Annotated in this window: 21 protein-coding genes; 3 read left to right on the top strand and 18 right to left on the bottom strand. The window is 36.2% G+C overall.

The window, feature by feature from the left end:
- Positions 1-74: 74 nt before the first annotated feature.
- The 12 genes from IC610_RS06865 to IC610_RS06810 form a co-directional block, all read right to left on the bottom strand.
- Entirely contained in the window at positions 75-998 is a 924-nt protein-coding gene (locus tag IC610_RS06865) for a PfkB family carbohydrate kinase (protein ID WP_191735801.1), read from the bottom strand.
- Positions 999-1,111: 113 nt separating this feature from the next.
- A complete protein-coding gene (gene gldD, locus IC610_RS06860) occupies positions 1,112-1,669 on the bottom strand; it encodes a gliding motility lipoprotein GldD (protein ID WP_191735800.1) in 558 nt (185 codons plus the stop codon).
- A 44-nt stretch (positions 1,670-1,713) separates the two neighbouring features.
- Positions 1,714-2,748 (bottom strand): A/G-specific adenine glycosylase, encoded by a 1,035-nt coding sequence (gene mutY, locus IC610_RS06855; RefSeq protein WP_191735799.1) that lies wholly within the window; start codon positions 2,746-2,748, stop codon positions 1,714-1,716.
- A gap of 118 nt (positions 2,749-2,866) precedes the next feature.
- Complete coding sequence (locus tag IC610_RS06850; protein ID WP_191735798.1) at positions 2,867-4,231, bottom strand: DUF5458 family protein; 1,365 nt, start codon at positions 4,229-4,231, stop codon at positions 2,867-2,869.
- A 21-nt stretch (positions 4,232-4,252) separates the two neighbouring features.
- Positions 4,253-4,789 (bottom strand): type VI secretion system contractile sheath small subunit, encoded by a 537-nt coding sequence (locus tag IC610_RS06845; protein ID WP_082482428.1) that lies wholly within the window; start codon positions 4,787-4,789, stop codon positions 4,253-4,255.
- Between the two features lie 66 nt (positions 4,790-4,855).
- On the bottom strand, positions 4,856-5,650 hold the full coding sequence (locus IC610_RS06840; protein WP_191735797.1) for a patatin-like phospholipase family protein: 795 nt from the start codon (positions 5,648-5,650) through the stop codon (positions 4,856-4,858).
- 60 nt (positions 5,651-5,710) lie between these two features.
- On the bottom strand, positions 5,711-5,965 hold the full coding sequence (locus IC610_RS06835; protein ID WP_056081506.1) for a hypothetical protein: 255 nt from the start codon (positions 5,963-5,965) through the stop codon (positions 5,711-5,713).
- Positions 5,966-6,207: 242 nt separating this feature from the next.
- Positions 6,208-6,414: an entericidin gene (locus tag IC610_RS06830; RefSeq protein ID WP_191735796.1), complete on the bottom strand. Its 207-nt coding sequence runs from the start codon at positions 6,412-6,414 to the stop codon at positions 6,208-6,210.
- Between the two features lie 222 nt (positions 6,415-6,636).
- Positions 6,637-8,262 (bottom strand): L-glutamate gamma-semialdehyde dehydrogenase, encoded by a 1,626-nt coding sequence (pruA, locus tag IC610_RS06825; protein WP_191735795.1) that lies wholly within the window; start codon positions 8,260-8,262, stop codon positions 6,637-6,639.
- Between the two features lie 344 nt (positions 8,263-8,606).
- Entirely contained in the window at positions 8,607-9,710 is a 1,104-nt protein-coding gene (locus IC610_RS06820; protein WP_191735794.1) for a DNA topoisomerase IB, read from the bottom strand.
- A 9-nt stretch (positions 9,711-9,719) separates the two neighbouring features.
- Positions 9,720-9,887 carry a hypothetical protein gene (locus IC610_RS06815; RefSeq protein WP_056081497.1) on the bottom strand — a complete coding sequence of 56 codons (168 nt, stop codon included), beginning with the start codon at positions 9,885-9,887 and terminating at the stop codon, positions 9,720-9,722.
- Positions 9,888-9,991: 104 nt separating this feature from the next.
- A complete protein-coding gene (locus IC610_RS06810; protein ID WP_191735793.1) occupies positions 9,992-10,429 on the bottom strand; it encodes a DUF6526 family protein in 438 nt (145 codons plus the stop codon).
- 331 nt (positions 10,430-10,760) lie between these two features.
- On the opposite strand from IC610_RS06810, the gene IC610_RS06805 reads away from it, so the two are divergent.
- A complete protein-coding gene (locus tag IC610_RS06805; RefSeq protein WP_191735792.1) occupies positions 10,761-12,530 on the top strand; it encodes an aminopeptidase P family protein in 1,770 nt (589 codons plus the stop codon).
- A 236-nt stretch (positions 12,531-12,766) separates the two neighbouring features.
- Here IC610_RS06805 and IC610_RS06800 read toward each other — a convergent pair whose 3' ends face one another.
- From IC610_RS06800 to IC610_RS06780, 5 genes are all read right to left on the bottom strand, one after another.
- Positions 12,767-13,771 (bottom strand): hypothetical protein, encoded by a 1,005-nt coding sequence (locus tag IC610_RS06800; protein ID WP_191735791.1) that lies wholly within the window; start codon positions 13,769-13,771, stop codon positions 12,767-12,769.
- A gap of 38 nt (positions 13,772-13,809) precedes the next feature.
- The gene (locus tag IC610_RS06795) at positions 13,810-14,799 is read right to left on the bottom strand and encodes a hypothetical protein (protein ID WP_191735790.1); all 990 of its coding nucleotides are present in this window, start codon (positions 14,797-14,799) and stop codon (positions 13,810-13,812) included.
- 9 nt (positions 14,800-14,808) lie between these two features.
- A complete protein-coding gene (locus IC610_RS06790; protein WP_191735789.1) occupies positions 14,809-15,435 on the bottom strand; it encodes a hypothetical protein in 627 nt (208 codons plus the stop codon).
- Positions 15,436-15,508: 73 nt separating this feature from the next.
- A complete protein-coding gene (locus IC610_RS06785) occupies positions 15,509-16,675 on the bottom strand; it encodes a hypothetical protein (RefSeq protein WP_191735788.1) in 1,167 nt (388 codons plus the stop codon).
- A gap of 155 nt (positions 16,676-16,830) precedes the next feature.
- Complete coding sequence (locus IC610_RS06780) at positions 16,831-17,040, bottom strand: hypothetical protein (RefSeq protein WP_191735787.1); 210 nt, start codon at positions 17,038-17,040, stop codon at positions 16,831-16,833.
- 425 nt (positions 17,041-17,465) lie between these two features.
- Here IC610_RS06780 and mnmE point away from each other — a divergent pair, with 425 nt between their 5' ends.
- Together mnmE and IC610_RS06770 are read left to right on the top strand one after the other, a co-directional pair.
- A complete protein-coding gene (gene mnmE, locus IC610_RS06775) occupies positions 17,466-18,911 on the top strand; it encodes a tRNA uridine-5-carboxymethylaminomethyl(34) synthesis GTPase MnmE (protein WP_191735786.1) in 1,446 nt (481 codons plus the stop codon).
- A gap of 178 nt (positions 18,912-19,089) precedes the next feature.
- Positions 19,090-20,109 (top strand): bestrophin family protein, encoded by a 1,020-nt coding sequence (locus IC610_RS06770; RefSeq protein WP_191735785.1) that lies wholly within the window; start codon positions 19,090-19,092, stop codon positions 20,107-20,109.
- 130 nt (positions 20,110-20,239) lie between these two features.
- Here the strand turns inward: IC610_RS06770 and IC610_RS06765 are convergent, their stop codons facing one another.
- Positions 20,240-21,076 carry a hypothetical protein gene (locus IC610_RS06765; protein ID WP_228462859.1) on the bottom strand — a complete coding sequence of 279 codons (837 nt, stop codon included), beginning with the start codon at positions 21,074-21,076 and terminating at the stop codon, positions 20,240-20,242.
- Positions 21,077-21,095: the final 19 nt, after the last annotated feature.

The raw sequence follows: 21,095 nt of genomic DNA, 5'->3' as shown, positions 1-21,095 counted from the left end.
AACGAGTTGCAAATTTAGAATTCTTAATGAATCAGACTAAATTTTTTATTATAAATATTTCTTAAAACCAATGATTAATCAAGGTCTACTTCAAAAGTAGTCAACTCTTTGAACTGTTTTATTCTTAAGTAAACATCAGTTTCCTGCACTTCTTCAATTCTTTCTGTTCCGAATTTTTCTACTGTGAAAGATGCCATTGCAGAGCCTACGATCAAAGCAGACTTCATTGTTTCAAAGTCAAATGTTCCTTTCTTAGCAATGTAAGCAGCAAAACCTCCTGCGAAAGTGTCTCCAGCTCCCGTCGGATCGAAAACTTCCTCCAGTGGAAGTGCCGGAATTGCGAAGATTTTTCCCTCTCCAAATAAAATTGCTCCGTGTTCTCCTTTTTTGATGATTACGTATGCAGGTCCCATTTCGTGGATCTTTTTAGCAGCTTTTACTAAAGAATATTCTCCTGAAAGTTGTCTTGCCTCTTCATCATTGATGCTGATTACATCAGTTTTGGCAATCATTAATTTCAAAGTATCCATTGCTGTATCCATCCAGAAATTCATCGTGTCAAGAATGGTCAGTTTAGGACGGTTGTTCATTTTTTCCAAAACTGAAAGCTGAACGCCCGGATGTAAGTTTCCTAATAATAAAACTTCTGCATCCTGCATAGAATCTGGAATTTTTGGATCAAAGTTTTCCAAAACATTTACCTCAGTAGCCAATGTATCTCTTGTATTCAGATCGTTGTGGTATTTACCGGACCAAAAAAAGGTTTTTCCTTCTTTTACGATTTCCAGTCCTTCAAGATTTACATCTCTTTTGCTGAACATATCAAGATATTCCTGAGGAAAATCGCCTCCCACAACGGAAACAATTCCTGATTTTACGCCTAGAATAGACGAAGTAATTGCTATATATGTAGCCGCACCGCCCAAAATTTTATCTGTTTTACCAAATGGTGTCTCAATCGCATCAAATGCTACACTTCCTACAACTAAAAGTTTCATATTTTTATGTTTATTTTCTTTGTTATATGTAATCGCCAATTAAGATTTAGTTACTGTCTTTAAATTAATCAACAGCGACTTCATATTTACATGTTTATTATTTAATTTTAATTCTAATTTTTCCACTCAAAAGTATCCAGAAGATGCATCAGATCCTTCTTTACATAATCCACAGCAGGAGCCAGCGAATCCGGTTTCGGCCTTGAATTGAAATAAAGGTAAGCAGTAACAAAATGTTTTGTACTGTCTGTCGCATAAAACTGAATGTTGGCAGCTGTCTGTCCTTTCAATTCATAAAAGTTTCCGTAAACTTTTCTTTCAGGATATTCGAATGATTTTGTGTCGATAGAACTTGCTTTTACAGTATGTCTGTACACCATTTTTTCGGCTTCAGCTACCTGATCTGCAAAATTATTATTAATCGGATAGTATGAAATGAAAACTTTCGCTTTCATTTTAGGGTAATTAAGATAGTACCAGCAGGGTCTTTTCGCATCACTGAGGTTGGCGAAGTCTGAATATTCAAAGCTGTAATTACAGTTTTTATCCATCTTCTGATATTTCGGTGCCGGATATTCCAGTCTTAATTCACCGAAAGGTTTTGGTGTGGCCTCTTTTCCACAGGAAATTAGAAGCGCAGACGCAAAAACAAAACTGACTTTTTTAATCATTTTGCAAAAATACAAATTAGATTTTAGATTTTACGAGACAAATTTCAGTCTTTCAATGTGTTTTGAATATAATTTTCCAGCGGTTTGGGAAATGATCGCTTTTGAGAATCTTCAAAGTCTGAAACAATCAGGTTTTTGTTTGAAATGATCTCATTCCAAACCAAGTCAGAATTGATTTCCACATCAAATATTTCTATACTTAAATTTCTGTGCGTCAGTTTGTGATTCACAGTTTTTGCATTTTTGATAAAGGGAACGAGTTCTGAAGAAATCTCGGGCAAAAATTCATACAGTTTTTTCCAGATATCATCATCGCCACGCTGCTGAATGATAAACTGATTGTTTCTGTGAACAAAATAATATTTCAGCGAATGATTTTCAACTTTCACTTTTTTGGTCTTCACAGGAAATTCAGAAACTTTACCAAGTGCGAAGGCCAGACAGTCGTCATTCACAGGGCAGTTTCCGCAGTCGGGATTTTTTGGTCTGCATATTTCTGAGCCCAAATCCATCATCGCCTGATTGAAATCGCCTGCGTTTTCGGGCATAATCAAAAATGCCAATTCAGAAAAATAGGAAAATGCATTTGTTTGAGACACATCAAAATCATCAGCAAATATCCTGCTTAAAACTCTGTAGAAATTTCCGTCAACCGCTGCTCTTCTTTCACCGAAACAGATGCTCGAAACGGCTGCTGCAGTATATTTTCCGACACCTTTCAGCGTCAAAATATCATCGTAATCTGAGGGGAATATTCCTGAAAACTCAGTCATAATCTGTTTTGAAGCTTTATGAATATTGATTGCTCTCGAATAATATCCCAGACCTTTCCAGTGAAGAATAACTTCGTTTTCATTGGCTTCAGCCAGTGTTTTTACATCAGGAAATCGCTCAATAAATCTGTTGTAATGTCCCAAACCCTGGGCAATTCTGGTCTGCTGAAAAACAATTTCACAAATCCAGATTTTGTAAGGATCTTTTGTGTTCCGGAAAGGCAAGTCCCTAGCATTTTTGCTATACCAGGTCTGGATTTTGTGTCCGATATGAAGAAAGTCTGTGGAATTTTTTTTTGGTTTCAAATAAAGAATCTCAATTGTAAGAGGCAAAGATACTTAAATATGAAAGATGTTTTAAAATTTAAACCAAAACAGACCGCCAAAAAATGACAGTCTGCTTTTATAATTTTGTCTGAATAAATTAATCCTGAATATATTCTGCATCCCACTCGTTACCGTCATCACCTTTGTGACCATCAAGTTTGATTACAAAACTTTTTGTAGGGAAGTATGGAGTCAGTCTGATGTCTAACCAAACTCTGTCCTTATTCACTTTATCCTGCTCAAATCTTACGATTTTGAATTTTTCAATCAGTTTGTCGGCACCTTTAATTCCATCAAGGAAGCTTACGATCTGTCTTCTTAAATCATCTTCGTTTTTCGCATTCCAGTTTTCGAAAGCTCTTCTGTTTAGGAAATCAAGCAAAACTTTTGTTACATAATCGAATACACGAACTACAGAATAGGTCTGAAGTCCGATATTGTCTCCGGTAAACAATGTTTTTGCTGAGAACGCCATGATTTTTCCGTACTCGTTGACCATAGGAACAAGTCCCATTTTTTCGAGCTGAGAAATTTCACTTTTCTTTAAATCAAATTTTACTGCGTCTACTTCGTTGATGTTACCGTGTTTTTTACCGGCAGCCACCTGAGACATCAGAGTTTTATGGATTTTTCCAGCTAGAGAAGTCGATGGAGGAAGTTCTACGTTTTCCTCTTCGCCTACTTCTTCTGCTCTTCCTCTTCCCACAAGCCAGTTACAGGTCATAATCACATTACTTCTGTGAAGTTCGCCACCTGTAAGATTCGCTGAATGGAAAAGATCTACCACATCATCCGGTTTATCCAGATTGGCAAAATCGGTCACCATCATTACTTTATTTTCATTACAGATTTTAGCCCATTTTTCAATGACTTTATTTGAACCTAAATAACCAGGAATTGCCAGAATAGAGTAGTTGTCTCTCAGATCAAGACGGTCATAATACTGTTTGAATTCTTCCGAAATGGCCTCGATGAAAACAGGATTATCCAAATCTGAAACCTGATCAAGACTTGCATTCACGATACTTACATTATCTACTTTATCAAGCTCTGTGTTTTTGTAAAACTGAGCTACTGTACGGTAAGAAGTCTCCAGCTGACGAACAGAGTCTAAAGTATTTTTCAGATTTGATTTTAAATTATTCTCTGCACTTAAAGCTTTATTTTTGCAGGTATCAGCCAGTTTTTCAGCGTTGTCGCCTCCTTCAAGAAGTTCTACCCAAAGATTGATCTTCTGAAGAAGTTCTTTTCTTTCATCAGATTTATTGGAATCATTTAAGAATATTTCTTTTCTAGCTTTTCTGGTAGGGTTCATATTGGCGATGCCGTCTACAACAGATTCTACGAAGCCGAAGCCACCGATTCTGTTAAGCTCTTCCAGAGGATTTGCAGACGGTCTTTTGTCCTGAAACTGCTGCTGCTGTTGCTGCGTGTTTTCAGATGCCTGAAGTTTATTTTCCATGATATTTTGGGGGTGTTTTTATTATTTTTCGAGTTCCTGAGCTACATTTTTCAGAACTTCCACAAAAGCTGCTCTCGACTGTTCGTTTTCGAGCATGTTTCTGAGAATTTTGTTGGTTTTCAGCTGACGCACAATTTTGTTGTACTGATCCTGCTCCATGCTCAGTTTCTGTAAATAGTCGGAATTGTTAACGAGATTTTTTGGTGTAAAATCTGCGAGATTTCTGAACCTGAATTCTTCATCAATCGCGTTTCCGTCTGCATCCTCGTGCTGCACTTCTACAGAAGGCTGAAAATGTCTGAAAACATCTTCTACAGTTTTCAGGCCGGTAACGATTTCCGGAGTGTAAGATTCGTCTGTGGTAAGCTGGCTCACGATCAGAGATTTGTTTTCCTGAATCTGGGCGATAGCTTCGTTGGCATCAACTTTCACTTCGTTTCCTCCAACGCCATAATTAAACATTGCCATATTTTTATTATTTTGAGATTTTTGGTTTTGATTTTGGTCAACAAATAAATTGCCAATCCATTGTTTAAATTTATGAAAAAACTTCAACATACAAAATTTAACATGTAATTTTTATTTGTAACTTATGTTTTTTCAATGAATATTTACTGAAACTGATTATTTTACTGAATATTTTCTAACAGAGAAATTTTCCTCATAACTTTCTTTTGCCGCCTGATAGCCGATATCAAACAATTCTTCCAATCTGTTTTTCTTTCGTTCAAAAGTTCCGTAACTGGAAAATTGCTGTGACGTGATGAGCCAGTCGCAGTAATCGAATTTTATTTTTTCGACACGGTAAGATAAAAGGTCATACGAGCGTGAAACAATTGCTTTTATTGATTTAAGATCATTAATGTTGATGTTGTGAGGAGGCGAAACAAATACGCCAATCAGTCTCCCGCAGTCTTCTCTGATGATATCTGCAGGGAAATTATTCAGAACTCCACCGTCGCAGAACATTTCTTCTTTGATGATATAGGGTGTAGTAATTCCCGGAATGGAGCAGGAAGCGATGATGGCGTCTACAATTTCAAATTCGGGATCAAAAATTTTCTCAGTCCCCGAAACCAGCTCAGTTGCCACGATTCTCACATCTTTGTCCAGATCATTTAATTTTAAATCTCCAAAAATAGGTTTTAAATAATTCCTGAAAATTACAGAAGATACCAGCCCGGGCTGATTGAAAGTAAAGTGTTTCCAGTTGAAAAAATATACAGAATTAAAGAATTCTAAAATTTCTTCCGGTGTTTTTCCTATTGCGTACAGGCAGCCGACAATTGATCCCGCGCTGCAGCAGGATAATACATCAATCTGAATATTTTTTTCATTCAAAAATTTCAAAACTCCTGCATGGGCAATTCCTTTGGTGCCTCCGCCGGAAAGTACCAAACCTGTTTTTTCTGAAATCATGATTTAAAATTAAGGATATCTTCTGAAAGAGAATTAATTTATTTTTGATTTAAATCAGAACTACCTGTTTCCTCCTCCCTGTTGATTGGGTGGCATCGTTTTGTAGTTTGTAGGCTTCTCGGTAGAATCGGTTTTGGAAGTGGAAGAATCTGCTGCGTTTACAGTTTCTGAATTGGCAACTGCACTGTCACCCATTTTATTCCGCATAGAATCTTTGTTGTGTTCTTCTTTAAATTCTTCGCGGTTTTCTTTTTTATCGGCGCAGCTTACAGCACAGAATAATACCAGTAATGCACTGACGATCGTATTTTTCATATTGAATAATTGTGAGGTTAATTAATCAAATATAATCATTTTAATTAAAGTAAAAAGTAAAAAGTAAAAAGTAAAAAGTAAAAAGTAAAAAGTAAAAAGTAAAAAGTAAAAAGTAAAAAGTAAAACTTCAGTAAACAACCTTTGGGAAGAATTCAGTTTTGTTTATGCCAGAAAATAAATAAAGATAGTTTTAAAAAAAAAAATCCTCAGAAGATTCTGAAGATTTCTATGTAAATAAAATTTTAACGTCCTGTTGTTGCTGAGTCTGCTTTCATTACGGCACTGTCATTTGGTACTGCCGGAACAACAGTGTCCATTGTTGATGGTGACATTCTTGCAGCATTATCAGCTGCTGTAGAATCTGTACTGTTGGTACTTGCCGAAGACTCCTTCGTTCCGCAAGCTGTAATCGTAATGCCGAATAGCGCGGCTAAAACTAACTTTTTCATAATATTTTGTTTTGGTGTATTTTCAACTATTCAAGAATTATTCCGAAAAAAGTTTTTGTTCATTAAAAGAATGATAAAATTAAACTCCTGAATGTTAATTTGTTAAAATTACAAGCAATAAAATTTAATTCAGCTGAAATTTTGAAACAAAAAAGCCCCGAAACCGAAATTCCGAGGCTGTTTTTATGAGACAAAAATTTCTCATTGCGCATTACTTATTATTTATCCCAAATATGGATATTTATAATCTTTTGGAGAAACAAAAGTTTCTTTAATCGATCTTACAGAAGTCCATCTCAGTAAGTTCATTTTAGAACCTGCTTTGTCGTTTGTTCCTGAAGCTCTTCCTCCACCGAAAGGTTGCTGACCAACAACTGCGCCTGTCGGTTTATCATTAATATAGAAGTTTCCTGATGCATTTTCCAGTGCTTTGAAAGCTTGACTTACAGCATATCTGTCCTGAGCGAAAACTGAACCAGTCAATGAATAAGGAGAAGAAGAATCCACCACTTTTAAAGTTTCTGCCCAGTCAGCGTCTTCATAAACGAAAACAGACAGGATAGGACCAAAAATTTCTTCAACCATACTTTCGTACTGAGAATCTGTAGTTTCGATAACCGTTGGGTGTACAAACCAGCCTTTAGAATCATCAGTTTTACCGCCGATCACAACATTGGCAACATCTGAAGCGTTTGCTCTGTCGATGTAACCTTTGCATTTTTCGAAAGAATTTTTATCAATTACTGCATTCACGAAGTTCGAAGGATCTTCAGGAGAACCCACTTTAATAGATGAAATCTGAGTTTCCATCGCTTTTTTCACATCAGCCCAGAGCGATTTTGGAATGTAAGCTCTTGAAGCTGCAGAACATTTCTGTCCCTGATATTCGAAAGAACCTCTTACTAAACCTGTAGCAACTGCTTCTACATTTGCAGAAGGGTGAGCGATAACGAAATCTTTTCCGCCAGTTTCTCCAACGATTCTCGGGTACGTTCTGTAGTTATGAATATTATCTCCAATCATTTTCCACATTCCCTGGAAAACTTTTGTAGAACCTGTAAAGTGAAGTCCGGCAAAATCTCTGTGAGCCATTACTTTTTCAGCAGTTTCTTTTCCGTCTGTAAAAATCATGTTGATCACTCCGGCAGGAAGCCCTGCTTCGATTAAAACATCCATGATCACTTTTGCAGAATAGATCTGTTTGTCTGAAGGCTTCCAAACCACTACGTTTCCAAGCATAGCCATACAGGTTGGCAAGTTCCCGGAGATTGCAGTAAAGTTGAATGGAGTTACTGCAAAACAGAATCCTTCCAATGGTCTGTATTCTACTCTGTTCCAGATTCCTGCGTCAGAAACCGGTTGCTCAGAATACATTTCAGTCATAAATTCTACGTTGAATCTTAAGAAATCAATGAATTCACAAGCGGCATCAATTTCAGTCTGATGAACATTTTTAGACTGTCCGATCATTGTTGCTGCGTTGATAACGTCTCTGTAAGGTCCCGCCAAAAGATCAGCTGCCTTTAAGAAAATTGCTGCACGGTGTTCCCATCCAAGCTCGTTCCACTGTTTTTTTGCTGCTAAAGCAGAGTTGATGGCATCGTCTACATGTTGCATCGTTCCTTTATGATAAAAACCGAAATCGTGTGCATGATCCTGAGGTGACTGAAGCTGAACAGTATCGCCTGTTTTTACTTCTTTACCGTTGATAACCATTGGGATTTCTGTCTTTTCTGCCCACATTTTTTTGTAAGTTGCAAGAAGAGATTTTACTTCTGCTGATCCCGGTTCGTAAGAAGTTACCGGCTCATTTACTGCAAATGGTACTTGCGAAATTGCTTTTGACATATAAGTTGTATTGTTTTATTTTGCTGTTTTACAAATTTACAACTTTTAAAATTTATGATGAACGGATGTCAATGGTGAATTTTGCTTTGCAAGTGAAACGGTCAATTGTGAATTTTGCTTTGCAAGTGAATAGTGAATTTTCACCGTTACGATTATGAAATAGTTAAGGTGGTTTAAGATAATATCCGCAGATATATTATGCAGACCGCTAAATTTAGGTTTATCTGAAACGTAAATAATCTTATCAGCTCAAAAATTTTAATGATTCAATCTGTTCCAATAAATGATCCAATGAATTGGAAAATTGACATGCGAAGCGAATTGACCATTCACAATTCACTTTCTCACATTTTCTCTGTTTCCAGAATTTTTAAAACTAATTTTTCCTCGTGTGTAAGTCCTGCTTTTCCATCATTTTCTTCTATAACTTCAAGTTCATCAAGGTATTTTTTGATGGTATTGTTTTCGTAAAGGTTGATGACTAAAGGGTGAACGTAATATTTTCTACAGACAGTACTGGTATTTCCGAGATGTTCGGCAACAATATCCAGAGCAGCTTTTACTTTCTTTTTGTACTGGGTATTATTTTCAGCGTAACCGATTTCTTTAAAAGCGATCAAAGCATTTACAGTTCCAGACCAGGTTCTGAAATCTTTTGCAGTAAAATCCTCTCCGCTTAATTCTTTGATGTAATCATTTACCATTCCGGAATCGATTGAATGTCTGTTTCCTTCATCATCAAGATATTGGAAAAGTTCTTTCCCGGGAATTTCCTTGCATTTCATGATTAGTTTTGCCAGTCTTTTGCTTTTCAGATTGACGTTGTGCATCACTCCTTTTTTTCCTTTAAATGAAAAATTAATCTTCTGACCATCTACCTTTACGTGCTTTTCTTTCAAGGTTGTCAAACCAAATGAGCCATACAGTTTCTCATAAATATTGTTGCCAATACGGATGTTGGTACGTTGCATTAAACTGACAATCAAGGCCATGATTTTCCGCTTCTCAAAGGTTTTCAAAGCCAAATCTTTCTCAAGCTGCAGACGGATTTCGGGTAAGGCGTAACCGAACTGAAGCATTCTGTAAAATTTCGTGTGGTTTCTTAAAGCACTCCAAAGTGGATGGTAGCGGTATTGTTTTCGGTTTTTAATATCAAAACCTGTCGCCTGAAGATGACCGTTGTCTAAAGCACAAATCCACACATTTTCCCAGGCCGGTGGAATGACCAGACTGTTGATGCGTTTGATTTCTTCTTTATCTTTCACTCTCTCATCACCCTTGAAATACTGAAATTTCTTTCCTCTTTTACGGCGAATAATACCGGAAGCTTCTGCATCGGAAGTGTAAATCAAATTTACAGCCTTTGCAGAAGCCACCGGATCTTTCATGATTTTTATGATCCTGGAAGGTTTTAGATGTGAAATAATTTCAAGATCTGAATTTTCCATATCAACAGATTATGAGTTTTTACCCCTAGAGAATAACCATAAGATTACACCTATAATTCCGACAGCAACGATGATTCCCCACCACATTCCTGCTTTAAAAATTGTTTCAATGGCTTCGCAGCTTGTAAGAAGCATTAAACCAAATAGAGACATAAATAAGAAACTTAGCTTTTTCATAATAATTTATTTTTGATATTTATAGTATTGTTGGGTGACGGATGTTTGATGCAGGATGTAAAATTTTTTGCGTTTTTGAAATCTCAAATTTCAAACCTCAAATTTCAAATCCTGTGTTCATCTGCTCTCCAGTTTGTTATTGATTTTTTGATTTCGTCGCCAGAAAGATTTTCCTTTAAAGCTTTTTCAAGAAGAATTTTAAATTCATCGTCGTACGCAAACCGTAATGCTGCAATCTGACTGAAGTTTAATTTTTCTTCTACTTTATCAGACCTTAAACTGAATAATTCGAAATACCTCTGTTTAAATTCCAATCTTACAATGCGGTTTTGAAGTCCCAAAGCATAATGCTGACGGACCATAACTGCCAAAAATAAAATCAAGAAAATAACAGCCGAAAATAGAATCCACATAAGTTGATTTACAGAATCATTGAAAATTTTATAAACCCCAAAGCCCTGTAAAAAAATTACTAAAGGGAGATAAATAAAATGATGGGGAGCATAAAATTTTCGGTGATTCTGGTAATTCTGCGTTTTCATAAATATAGCATTACAATAATCTTTCCAAAATGAATCTGTGTGGTATGTCTGTGTGTTGGGTGTTGGATGATGGGTGCTGGACGAGGGAAATAGGGAGGTAGGAGATGGAAGTTTCTGAACGAAGTATTTTATTTTTAAGAGAATCTGTGCTTCGGTGTTTTTTTTAAGTAATAATTGATCACATCTTAAAAGTAATTTTACATCATTTCCTCAATCTCAAACCGTAACCCTTAAACTGTGGGTCCGTATCCCGAAGCTCGTATCCCGTAACCAACTTCCATATTTTATTCCCAAAAATCCGTAACTTCACGTTTTTAAAAATAAATAGATAATGACTTCAAAGGAAAAAGTGGCTGCACTTCGTGAAGAGATGCAGAAAAATAATGTTGATGCATTTATAGTATATTCTGCAGATCCTCATATGAGTGAATATTTACCTGAAGAATGGCAGGAAAGAGCCTGGTTGTCAGGTTTTCTGGGTTCAGCAGGTTTTGTGGTAATTACAAAAGATAAAGGCGGACTCTGGACAGACGGACGGTATTTCACGCAGGCTCCCATTGAACTGGAGGGATCAGGAATCGACCTTTTCAAAGACGGAATGGAAGGCACGCCAAATTATATCGACTGGATTATTTCTGAGATTCCCGAAAACGGTAAAGTTGCGGTGAATGCTGTGGCAACATCCCATTCCAACTGGGAACTTTTATATCAAAAACTGAATGCAAAAAATTTAAACTTAATTGATCTTCCCTTATTAAAACAGGTTTGGAAAGAAAGAGGAACGCCTTCAAAAAATCCAATTTATACCCATCCTATCGAAAGAGCAGGAAAGTCTGTGACTGATAAAATCGCTGCCATCCGTCAAAAAATGGAAGAACAGGAAGTATCGGTTCATATTATTTCAAGTCTTGATGATGTAGCATGGACATTAAATCTGAGAGGAAGTGATGTGGAAAGCAATCCTGTATTTTTAGGCTACATCATCATCACGAAAAACGATGCACATCTGTTCACTGATCTTGAAAAACTCGACGTTGAAAGCAGAAAGCAAATGGACGAAGCGTGGGTGAAAATGATGCCTTATGAAGAATTTTACAATCATTTAAAAAATGTGAAAGGTCAGAAAGTTCTGGTTTCTCCCAACAGCAATCAGTCGATTTTTGAAGCTTTAAAAATTGATAATGAATTTATAAAAGGAGCTGTGCCGGGAAATCTGATGAAAGCTCAGAAAAACGAAACGGAGCTGGAAGGTTTCAGAAAAGTGATGGTGCGAGATGGTGTTGCGATGGTGAAATTTCTTTATTGGCTGACTCATTCTGCAGGAAAAGAAACGATGAATGAGTATTCAATCGGACAGAAACTGAAAAATTTCCGTGCTGCGGGAGAAAATTTTGTGGGAGAAAGTTTCGGAAGTATTATCGGATATAAAAATAATGGTGCCGTTATTCATTATTCTGCGAAAGCGGAAGGAAGCAATGAGGTGACCAACGATGCGAGTATTCTTGTGGATTCCGGCGGTCAGTATCTTGAAGGTACGACAGATATTACCAGAACTTTGGCACTGGGAGCGGTTTCTGAAGAATTTAGAATCAATTCAACTTTAGTTTTGCAGGGAATGATCCGTTTGTCAATGGCGAAATTTCCGAAAGGAACAAAAGGCGTACAGTTGGATGCGATTGCCAGACTTCCGCTTTGGATGAACGGAAAAGATTACAATCATGGAACCGGGCACGGTGTGGGAAGTTTTATGAATGTACATGAAGGTCCGCAAAACATCAGAAAAGATTTAAACCCACAGGAATTGCTTGTAGGAATGGTTGTTTCAAACGAACCGGGATATTATGTGGAAGGAGAATACGGAATCCGTCATGAAAATCTGATTGCCGTAAAAGAGTCTGAAACTACGGGATCAGGAACCTTTTATGAATTTGAAACGTTGACATACTGTCCGTTCTTCAAAAATGATATTGTGAAAGATATTCTTTCTAAAGAAGAAATAAACTGGCTAAACGCTTATCACAAAACGTGTGCTGAAAAGCTTGAGCCGCATCTTGAAGGTGAAGTGAAGGATTGGTTTTTGGAACTCGTCACTCCGCTTTAATAGTGAATTGTTAATTGTCAATAGTGAATTTTAAATTTCAAATTTTAAAACTCAAATAAAGAATTTTGAATCTTAAATCTTAAATATTGAATTTTTACCGTGTTTTTACGGTAAAGATCTAGTGAAATCACTGATGAAAGTGCTGTGAAAGTGGCGTAGTTTTGTAAACGAAACCAAACACATTCACTTCATATACGTTTTTTTATAATTGAATCATCTCAGAAATGGGATGATTTTTATTTAAATACAATCTTATTCAAATTAATCTCAAAAGACTGATCATCCTCATACGTAATTTTTAATGTTTGCGCATCCACAAACTCAATATTTTTGTTGCAGAAATGGGAGCAGCTTTCAACAATGACCGGAAAATACTTTCTTTTCTTTTTATCAAATCCTACAAGATTTCCTCGGAAAATAGATTGAACTTTGTAGTTTTCATTTTCTACAAATTCTTCGCTTGCCGATGTAAGTTTAAATAGATTTTCATCATAATAGGTTGAGTAAATGATATCGGGAATGATTGCATATCCTGCTCCGAAATTATTATCCGTAGCATTATCTTTTTCCCATTTCTCGCCAAAATTCTTGTAATGAGTAATGTTTTTTTCTTCATCTGATGGATGGTAAATAAATTTGGAAGTACGCGCATATTGATGAAGCACAGTTTTTGCAAATGCAGATGATTTCAGTTTAGAGTTTTCCCCGAAATTTCCGCGAATGCACCCGTTACAGTAATCTGAAGGATAACCATAGTACTGTAAACTGAAGTTGTCTGCAATATTGTCCATATTAATCATAGAGAAATTTACACTTATCTCGTTCATTGCTTTTCCCATGTTTGAGACTTGATGGGTAAGAAAAAGATAATTCATTTTACCTATTTTCATGGTTTTGATGGTTGTGCTGTCTATTTCCAGGTAAGCCCATTCTGCATTTTCTAAATCAATTTCTCTACTCAGATTTAATTTTTGCTCGGCAAACTCATACTTTGAAATCTTCAGGATATTTAAAGTATCCGAGTAGAAATAATTGCCTCGTTTTTCGTTGCTTTTTACCCAGATTCTTGTTAAGAAATCTTTATTTTCCTGAATAAAAATGCTTTGACTCTGGAGTGAATCGAGTTTTTTTTTAATTAAATTTTTATCGGAAACAGGGATGTTTTCAGCTGAGGCAACTTTCTCTTTTTTGCAGGAAAAAAGGAAAATTAAAAAGACTGATAGTGTAATTACTGCTTTCATTTGTGTGATCGGTTTGACTTGTTATTTGTTTAATTTCCTTAATTTTCTTTCATTTTTAAATCACTATGTTTAACGGGTGAAATTTCTTTTTTCAAAAGTACTAATTCGTTTCTTTTTAACTCAAAGAAATGTTTCTCAGTCCATTCCCAGGATTTCTCTTCTCTTAAATTAACTCCGTTTGCTTTGAAGAAAACATTGATATTATTTCCGGAAACTTCTAAATTAATTTCGTTAAAAGTATCCTGAACGGTCGCTCCATTGGGAATTTTAGGACAGTTTTCCAACTCTTTTAAAATCATTTTATCATTTCTAAACCAAGATCGGAGAAAACCTAAGTGTTGTTCGGAACACTGATAGCCTAAATTCAGTGAGCTCAGAATTTTACATTTCAAATTGCTCATGTTATCGTTTGCTTTTCCGTCCCATGTGCAGTCATTACCAATGAATGTCGCAACGTAAGCCAAAGCAGCTTTCTCCGGATCTGAAATGTATTTTATATAATTTTCATTTAGAATAACTGTACTAACCTCAGTTTCTAAATTCTTATCATACTGCATTTTCCGCCACAAAAATTTTATTTTCTTATTGACTAATGTCAACGGTCTGATCACTTTTGCTGAGATTAAATATTCGCTGTAATCCAAATACTCAGGATCACCTGCCGGCCTCAGACTGTCCATTTTCCATTTGATCTCCAGTTCGTCTCCACGGGTGAATTCCGGATTGTCTTTGTTGTAAATCAAACTTACTGTATCATTATTTTTCTTTACGACGAAAAGCCAGTCATCCCCATTGTCATTAAAGCTGACAAACTGTATGGTATCAGTATAAATTTTTTCGAGTTCAATAGTTTCATCAGGTCTTAATGCGCTTTTATGGGTAGGAATTATTGGTGACCGAATTTCCTTTTGTGGATTTTCTATTACTGAGTTTTCAGTAGTCTTCTCCTTTTTGTTCTCACAGGACAGGAGCACAAAAGTAGCAACAAGTAGAATTGAGAAAATTTGATTCAGTGTCTTTTTTGTCATAATTTTAAATTAATTTTTCCTTCTGCATTTGCTGATGATGGTGTCTGATATGGTCTCATTTCCCTGCTGATAGTATCTGAGAACGCTGTAATAATTTACAGTATCATTTTTACAAAACTGAACGCTTAAACTGGCTATGCGATACGAATTGTAATGACTCAGTTCCTCACTCGAAAATCCTCCAGGATCTTCTTCATTTTCGATAAAATGTGCGGTGCCGGCTTGTCTAAACGGATCTGTGCCCCAACCCTCAAAATAGGTGTAGAAATCGATATGATAATCCATTTCCGTTCTGGAATCGGAAACATCCGTGGCTTTATAGTGACTTTTAAATTTATTTTCATTGCCGATAAATTCCGCATTCATCTTTTCAATCGCCATTTTTTTTATTATTCTGTTCAGAGAATCTCTGTCACTTATTTCATTGTCGACAAGATATAAATTTGGATAAACTTTAGACTGAATAAATCTCATACTGTGGTCGACAAAAAAAACATTATAAATCAAAAGAAAAATTAAGGCAAGTCCTAAAACGGTAAAAGAATATTTTCTGCGTATAGGATTTTTTAAAAGCCAAATGATTGCTATTATTAAAAAAGCAATGATGATGAAAGATAAAATCAGGATGAATGCCATAATCGTGCTTGTTACTTTTTTTGTGGATCTACAGTAATCTAAGTATCAGGTCAGGAAATAATTAATGAAGTAACTATTTATAATTTTCAAATAGTTCCCTGTAGAACTCGATCTCATTTTTATAATGGTCTGGAGGTGGTTGAACTAAATCTGGGAATTCTTTCATGATGATAAACTTCTTATTTTTGGTTTTTGAAATTAAGCAAAATGCATCTTGTGATTTTCTCTGAAAAACGGTGCTGTGATCAGTTTTTAAAATCTGTTGATAGTCAGCAGTATAGAAAAATCTAAAATTCAAATCTCTTAAGTAATCAAAATTTGGATCAGTATCTGTGACACTTACTGTTCCGTTGTTGTTTATAGCATAGAGATTTGTCCAAACAGTTTCTATTTCTTTATTGTTACTAAAAACAGTGTAATAACGGTTGTTTCCCTGATCTGAAGGTGAAAAAGATTTTAAATTTTTATCAGAGGTGAATTCTTTTTTTACATCGAGATTAAGTTTTCTGAAAAAGTCTTTTTCCAAAACGGAAAGCTGTTTCTCATAAGAATTCCAACTTTTATCTTGGTTTTTAATGGGTTTAGAAATATTTTTAGCCATTCTAATCTGATGCAGCAGCTGATTGATCATCTCATCAGTTTTCGCTTCGGGACGTTTATTTTGAAATGGAATATCGCTCAGGTAAACTAAATATTCAGAATTTTTGGGTAGGTACTCAAAATAGAAAGCTTTCAATTTCCCATAATCACTAATGATAGCGCTGTTGTGATCTTTATACAGGACTTCATCAAAAGATTTCAGGAAATCTGAAATCATCAGTTGATTTTTACCTTTATTTTTTACGATAAAAAAATCACCTTCTCCGTATGAAGACGAGGAGAGGTAAGGAATAAAATTGGACACAGAAAAATGCTTAAAATCTCCACTATTGCTGTCAATGATAAGGTCGTCTGTAACTTTCCATTGAAATTTGTAGTAACTGTTTTGGCTGTTTTGGTTGGAAATATACTCGATTCTGTAATTGAATGGCAGATTAAAAGTGTAGCCTTTCTCCAGATGAGAATACCTGATTGTCGGAGTCTGAAAAATTTCTTCTGTTTTTACAGAATCACTTAGCGCGACCATCTTTGATGATCTTGTTATTGCTGGCGAAGGTGTTACAGAAGAATCGTCTGTTTGCTTCTTTCCTTCACAGCAAGTGAATACAGTGAGGAAAATGATGAGTACTGAATTTTTCATTTATTATGTTTTTCTATTTTTTAAATTTAATATAACGGAAAAACCACCATCGTATAGAATCTAAGATCGTATTTAAAAGGATATCTGTTAGCAACATTATTTCATTTTAAATCGTCCTGCGAAATTACATTCCCATTTTTTTTTCAGAATCTATCTTATTCTTTTTGAATGATGGGAACCTCTTCAAGATTTGGTCTTCCTCCGCTTTCGAAACCTGTTATAAAAACGTATGCAACTCCAATGAAAAAGAGCATTGCAACAGCGGCAACAATTATCACCTTCCTTGTGAGAGTGAGATTGGGGATTTTAATCAGAACAAATATTGCAATAATAACTGTAATTAAAACTAATGGAATGATTCCCATCCTGGTGTTTTTTGTTAAATTTAAATCATATTTTTTAGATATAAATAATAAATTTCTGTATAGTTTGTGATTTTTGCTTTCTATCGAATTAAAGAAAGGATAATTATCATCTTTTTGGTTGTGATAAGTGAATACGAACTGAATCCTAGCCCTGATGGAAGCGGCATCCTTTTTTGTTATTGCGATGGATGAAATAAGCCATGATCATCAACAATTGTACGCAATAACAAAAAAGATACAGCGGACAGCAGGTTCCCGGCTCCTGAAAATGTGGGAGCGTTATAGGGGATCTGTGTTTGAGAGTTTGGAGGGAGGGAGTTGAGAGTTGCAGGGAGTTTGAGCAGTTGAATTTTGATTGAAAATGGTGTTTTAAAACTTGAATTTTGAATCTTTAAATTTAAATGTTTATTCCGTAATTTTGCACCATGAATCACGACACTATCTGCGCACTGGCAACTGCCAACGGAATTGGAGCTATCGGAATTATCAGAATTTCGGGGGAACAGTCTTTTGAAATTGTCAACCGGGTTTTTCAGGGGAAAAATCTTGAAAAAGCTGATTCGCATACGGTTCATTACGGGTTTATTGTGGATGGGAAGATAGCTGATGGAATTGGGGAGAAAGTAGCTAATAGCCAAAATCCAGCAGACAACAGCGAAGTCATCGATGAGGTTATGGTTTCCATTTTCAGAGCACCAAAAACTTTTACTGCAGAGGATTCTGTGGAAATTTCTTTTCACGGTTCGCCGCATATTGCCAAGAAAATTCTGGAAGTTTTGATTAAAAACGGTGCGAGAATGGCGAAAGCGGGGGAGTTTACAATGCGTGCCTTTATGAACGGGAGAATTGATCTGAGCCAGGCAGAATCCATTGCCGATTTGATTGCTTCGGAAAATGAAGCATCAAGAAAAGTCGCTTTAAATCAGTTGAAAGGTGGAATTACCAATGAAATTTCCATTTTAAGAACTGATTTATTGAATTTTACATCATTAATCGAACTAGAACTTGACTTTGCCGAGGAGGACGTGGAATTTGCAGACCGAACCGCTTTGAAAGCATCATTAAATAGGACCGAAGAAAAATTACGCTCGTTAATCGACAGCTTTCAATACGGAAATGCGATTAAAAATGGGGTAGATGTCGCCATTATCGGGAAACCAAACGCCGGAAAATCTACTTTGCTAAACGCCTTGCTGAAAGAAGAACGTGCGATTGTTTCTGAAATTGCGGGAACGACGCGCGATACGATTGAGGAAGTTTTACATATTAAAGGAACAGCTTTCCGTTTCATTGATACCGCTGGAATCCGTGAAACGACCGATATTATAGAGGAAATCGGAGTTAAAAAAGCGAAGGAGAAGATTGAAACTGCAAAAATTCTTTTGTATCTGTACGATGAGTTTGATTCTACACCAAATGAGATTACAGATTTTATCAAAGAATTCTACCGTGAAGATTTAAAGATCCTTCTTCTTCACAATAAAATTGATTTGCAGGAAGCTTCTTCTGTTAATATATTTGACGCAGAATTGAAAGAACAATTATTTCCAGATTATACTTCGCAGATCATCGGAATTTCAGCAAAAAACAAAACCGGAATCGAGCAGTTGAAAACCGAACTTGCTGACTACATTCAAAATCTGGAAACTCAGGAAAGCACGATTATCACAAACCAGCGTCATTACGAAGCGTTGCAGAAATCTTTAGAATCCGTGAAAAGGGTAGAAGATGCCATTTCAGGAAAGATTTCAACTGAATTATTGGCTTATGAACTTCGCTACGCTTTGGAATACTTGGGTGAAATCTCCGGTGAGTTTACGAATGATGAGGTGCTGGGGAATATTTTTTCTAAGTTTTGTATCGGTAAATAACCACAGCAATTTCCCTGATTATTTTACAGCTAAACGCTATTCTAATTTTTTTAGTGAATTTCAAATCTGACTTCATTAAAATTTCTTTCGTTTACTCTGAAATTTACAGTGAAATTTCTCTTTTGCCTGATGAAAAAACTTTCTTTATATTCGGTAGTTTAAATAAAATTTACACATAATGTTAGTTAAAAAGAGTTTCACAGTTAAAGGGATTTTTGAATTTGCGGGTCATCATCTTTGGTGGTTGATCGCGTATATGCTGATTGTGGCGGTTGTTTATAAATTGGTCGGTTGGCACTGGATTTCGATTCCTTGGCTGCCGGTTTCGTTGGTGGGAACGGCGGTGGCGTTTTATGTGGGATTCAAGAATAATCAAAGCTACGACCGTGTATGGGAAGCCAGAAAAATCTGGGGAGCAATTGTAAACAGCAGCAGGAGTTGGGGTGTAATGGTAAATTCTTACGTTAAAAGCAACCAGTATTCCGATGAAGAAATCAAAAAAATAAAAACAGATCTTATTTACCGCCATATCGCCTGGCTGTACACTTTTCGGGAGCAGTTGCTGGTTCCTACACAATGGGAACACGTGAGTCTCAATCATCATTTTGCAAAAATAGCCATGAGGAGGAGAGACAATTTTGGGGTTGGACAGTTTCAGGATTATCTGAATGAAAAACAGCAGCAAAGATATTTTCAAAATGAAAAAGACTGGGAAACTGCTGCCAACAAAGCCACGCAGATCATCAATCTTCAGTCGCAGGATCTGGCATTTCTTGAGGAACGGGAAATTCTCCACATGCGCCGGCAGCTTGATATGCAAACTATTCTGAACGATTTTTACGACCATCAGGGCAGGGCAGAGCGGATCAAAAAGTTTCCTCTTCCGCGTCAGTATGCCAACTTGAGCTTTATTTTCAACTGCATTTTTATTTTCCTATTACCTTTGGGAATTGTTGCAGAGTTTGCCAAATTAGGCGATGCAGGAGTTTGGTTAATGATCCCTTTCGGTACGGTCGTTGGGTGGATTTATGTCGTGATGGAGCTGATTGGCGACTATTCCGAAAACCCTTTTGAAGGTCTGGGAACAGATATTCCAATGCTTTCTATATGCCGAACCATTGAAATTGATCTGCTTCAGATTCTCGGAGAAAGCAATTTACCAAAACCGATTGTACCTGTAAATGATGTTTTAATGTAAGAATTTATTCAAATGCTCATCAAAATTTGATGTTAGAAAGAAAGGAGGATTCAGTTAAAATCCTTCTTTTTAAGCATAAATATCTGATTTTCATCAAAAAATCATAATAGTCTGATTTGTTTACATGAATTTACCAGCCGGTCACTAAAAGATTCCGTGCAGCTTTTTCACTGCATTTTTGGTATTTTGAATAGGCTTTTGCAGCGCGTGACCGTATTTGCTCACTGGTTTCAGAATTCAGATATCCTGAAATGGCATCGTGCAGGGTATAAGCTTCGGGACTCATCAGACCTGAAGTCAAGACCAGCGGATTTACATTGGCTTTCTGCAGATGAGGTGAAAAATATTTTTTGCTGTAACACGCCAGAATGATAACGTCACGCTTCTGTTTATCTGTGTTTTCAAAGGTTTGATTCAACTGGAAATCCATCAGGCCGTCGTGTCCGGTGAATGCCAGCAAATTGGCGTTTCCACCAATTCCGATGACGGTTTTTCCTGTTTTTAAAGTGTCTTTTTCATTTCCTGCGCTGCTGTTCAGAAAATCGACCGTGGCATTTTTGATGAACTGACCATCGTAAGCATCGGCAACTAGATAATAATTTTTGGTGGTATGTCTAAAAATTATTCTTTCCAGCTTTCCAGACTGTAGTTTTCGGCTTTCAAGAAATTTCCATTCTTTGCTTTTCTTAAAATAAGTTCGTACACCAAATCCACAACCCCAGTAGAGATTGTTGTCGGGATCTTGCCCGTTTCCTATTTTTTCAGGAACGGGCACAATTCCCTGGTATTTATTGTCACACAAAGCCACAAAAACGTGAATGGTTTTGGTATCCGATGTAAATGGAACTGATTTTTTATCTTCATGATTTACAACCGGTCTTATTATATTTTTCTTTGGATTGTCGTTGCTGCACGCTAACAGTGAGAGGCAGAAAACGTAAGAGAAGTAGCGGAATAATTTCATCATAGCTGTGTTTAATTTAATT

The sequence above is a fragment of the Chryseobacterium caseinilyticum genome (assembly GCF_014837145.1).
GTDB lineage: Bacteria > Bacteroidota > Bacteroidia > Flavobacteriales > Weeksellaceae > Chryseobacterium > Chryseobacterium caseinilyticum.
The sequence above is the reverse complement of the archived record's forward strand: the minus strand, read 5'-3'. Positions and strand labels throughout refer to the sequence as shown.

Excerpts from the sequence above, each read along its gene's own strand:
- IC610_RS06865 (WP_191735801.1), bottom strand. The coding sequence starts at position 998 with ATGAAACTTTTAGTTGTAGGAAGTGTAGCATTTGATGCGATTGAGACA.
- gldD (WP_191735800.1), bottom strand. The coding sequence starts at position 1,669 with ATGATTAAAAAAGTCAGTTTTGTTTTTGCGTCTGCGCTTCTAATTTCC.
- IC610_RS06850 (WP_191735798.1), bottom strand. The coding sequence starts at position 4,231 with ATGGAAAATAAACTTCAGGCATCTGAAAACACGCAGCAACAGCAGCAG.
- IC610_RS06845 (WP_082482428.1), bottom strand. The coding sequence starts at position 4,789 with ATGTTGAAGTTTTTTCATAAATTTAAACAATGGATTGGCAATTTATTT.
- IC610_RS06840 (WP_191735797.1), bottom strand. The coding sequence starts at position 5,650 with ATGATTTCAGAAAAAACAGGTTTGGTACTTTCCGGCGGAGGCACCAAA.
- IC610_RS06835 (WP_056081506.1), bottom strand. The coding sequence starts at position 5,965 with ATGAAAAATACGATCGTCAGTGCATTACTGGTATTATTCTGTGCTGTA.
- IC610_RS06830 (WP_191735796.1), bottom strand. The coding sequence starts at position 6,414 with ATGAAAAAGTTAGTTTTAGCCGCGCTATTCGGCATTACGATTACAGCT.
- pruA (WP_191735795.1), bottom strand. The coding sequence starts at position 8,262 with ATGTCAAAAGCAATTTCGCAAGTACCATTTGCAGTAAATGAGCCGGTA.
- IC610_RS06820 (WP_191735794.1), bottom strand. The coding sequence starts at position 9,710 with ATGGAAAATTCAGATCTTGAAATTATTTCACATCTAAAACCTTCCAGG.
- IC610_RS06815 (WP_056081497.1), bottom strand. The coding sequence starts at position 9,887 with ATGAAAAAGCTAAGTTTCTTATTTATGTCTCTATTTGGTTTAATGCTT.
- IC610_RS06810 (WP_191735793.1), bottom strand. The coding sequence starts at position 10,429 with ATGAAAACGCAGAATTACCAGAATCACCGAAAATTTTATGCTCCCCAT.
- IC610_RS06805 (WP_191735792.1), top strand. The coding sequence starts at position 10,761 with ATGACTTCAAAGGAAAAAGTGGCTGCACTTCGTGAAGAGATGCAGAAA.
- IC610_RS06800 (WP_191735791.1), bottom strand. The coding sequence starts at position 13,771 with ATGAAAGCAGTAATTACACTATCAGTCTTTTTAATTTTCCTTTTTTCC.
- IC610_RS06795 (WP_191735790.1), bottom strand. The coding sequence starts at position 14,799 with ATGACAAAAAAGACACTGAATCAAATTTTCTCAATTCTACTTGTTGCT.
- IC610_RS06790 (WP_191735789.1), bottom strand. The coding sequence starts at position 15,435 with ATGGCATTCATCCTGATTTTATCTTTCATCATCATTGCTTTTTTAATA.
- IC610_RS06785 (WP_191735788.1), bottom strand. The coding sequence starts at position 16,675 with ATGAAAAATTCAGTACTCATCATTTTCCTCACTGTATTCACTTGCTGT.
- IC610_RS06780 (WP_191735787.1), bottom strand. The coding sequence starts at position 17,040 with ATGGGAATCATTCCATTAGTTTTAATTACAGTTATTATTGCAATATTT.
- mnmE (WP_191735786.1), top strand. The coding sequence starts at position 17,466 with ATGAATCACGACACTATCTGCGCACTGGCAACTGCCAACGGAATTGGA.
- IC610_RS06770 (WP_191735785.1), top strand. The coding sequence starts at position 19,090 with ATGTTAGTTAAAAAGAGTTTCACAGTTAAAGGGATTTTTGAATTTGCG.
- IC610_RS06765 (WP_228462859.1), bottom strand. The coding sequence starts at position 21,076 with ATGATGAAATTATTCCGCTACTTCTCTTACGTTTTCTGCCTCTCACTG.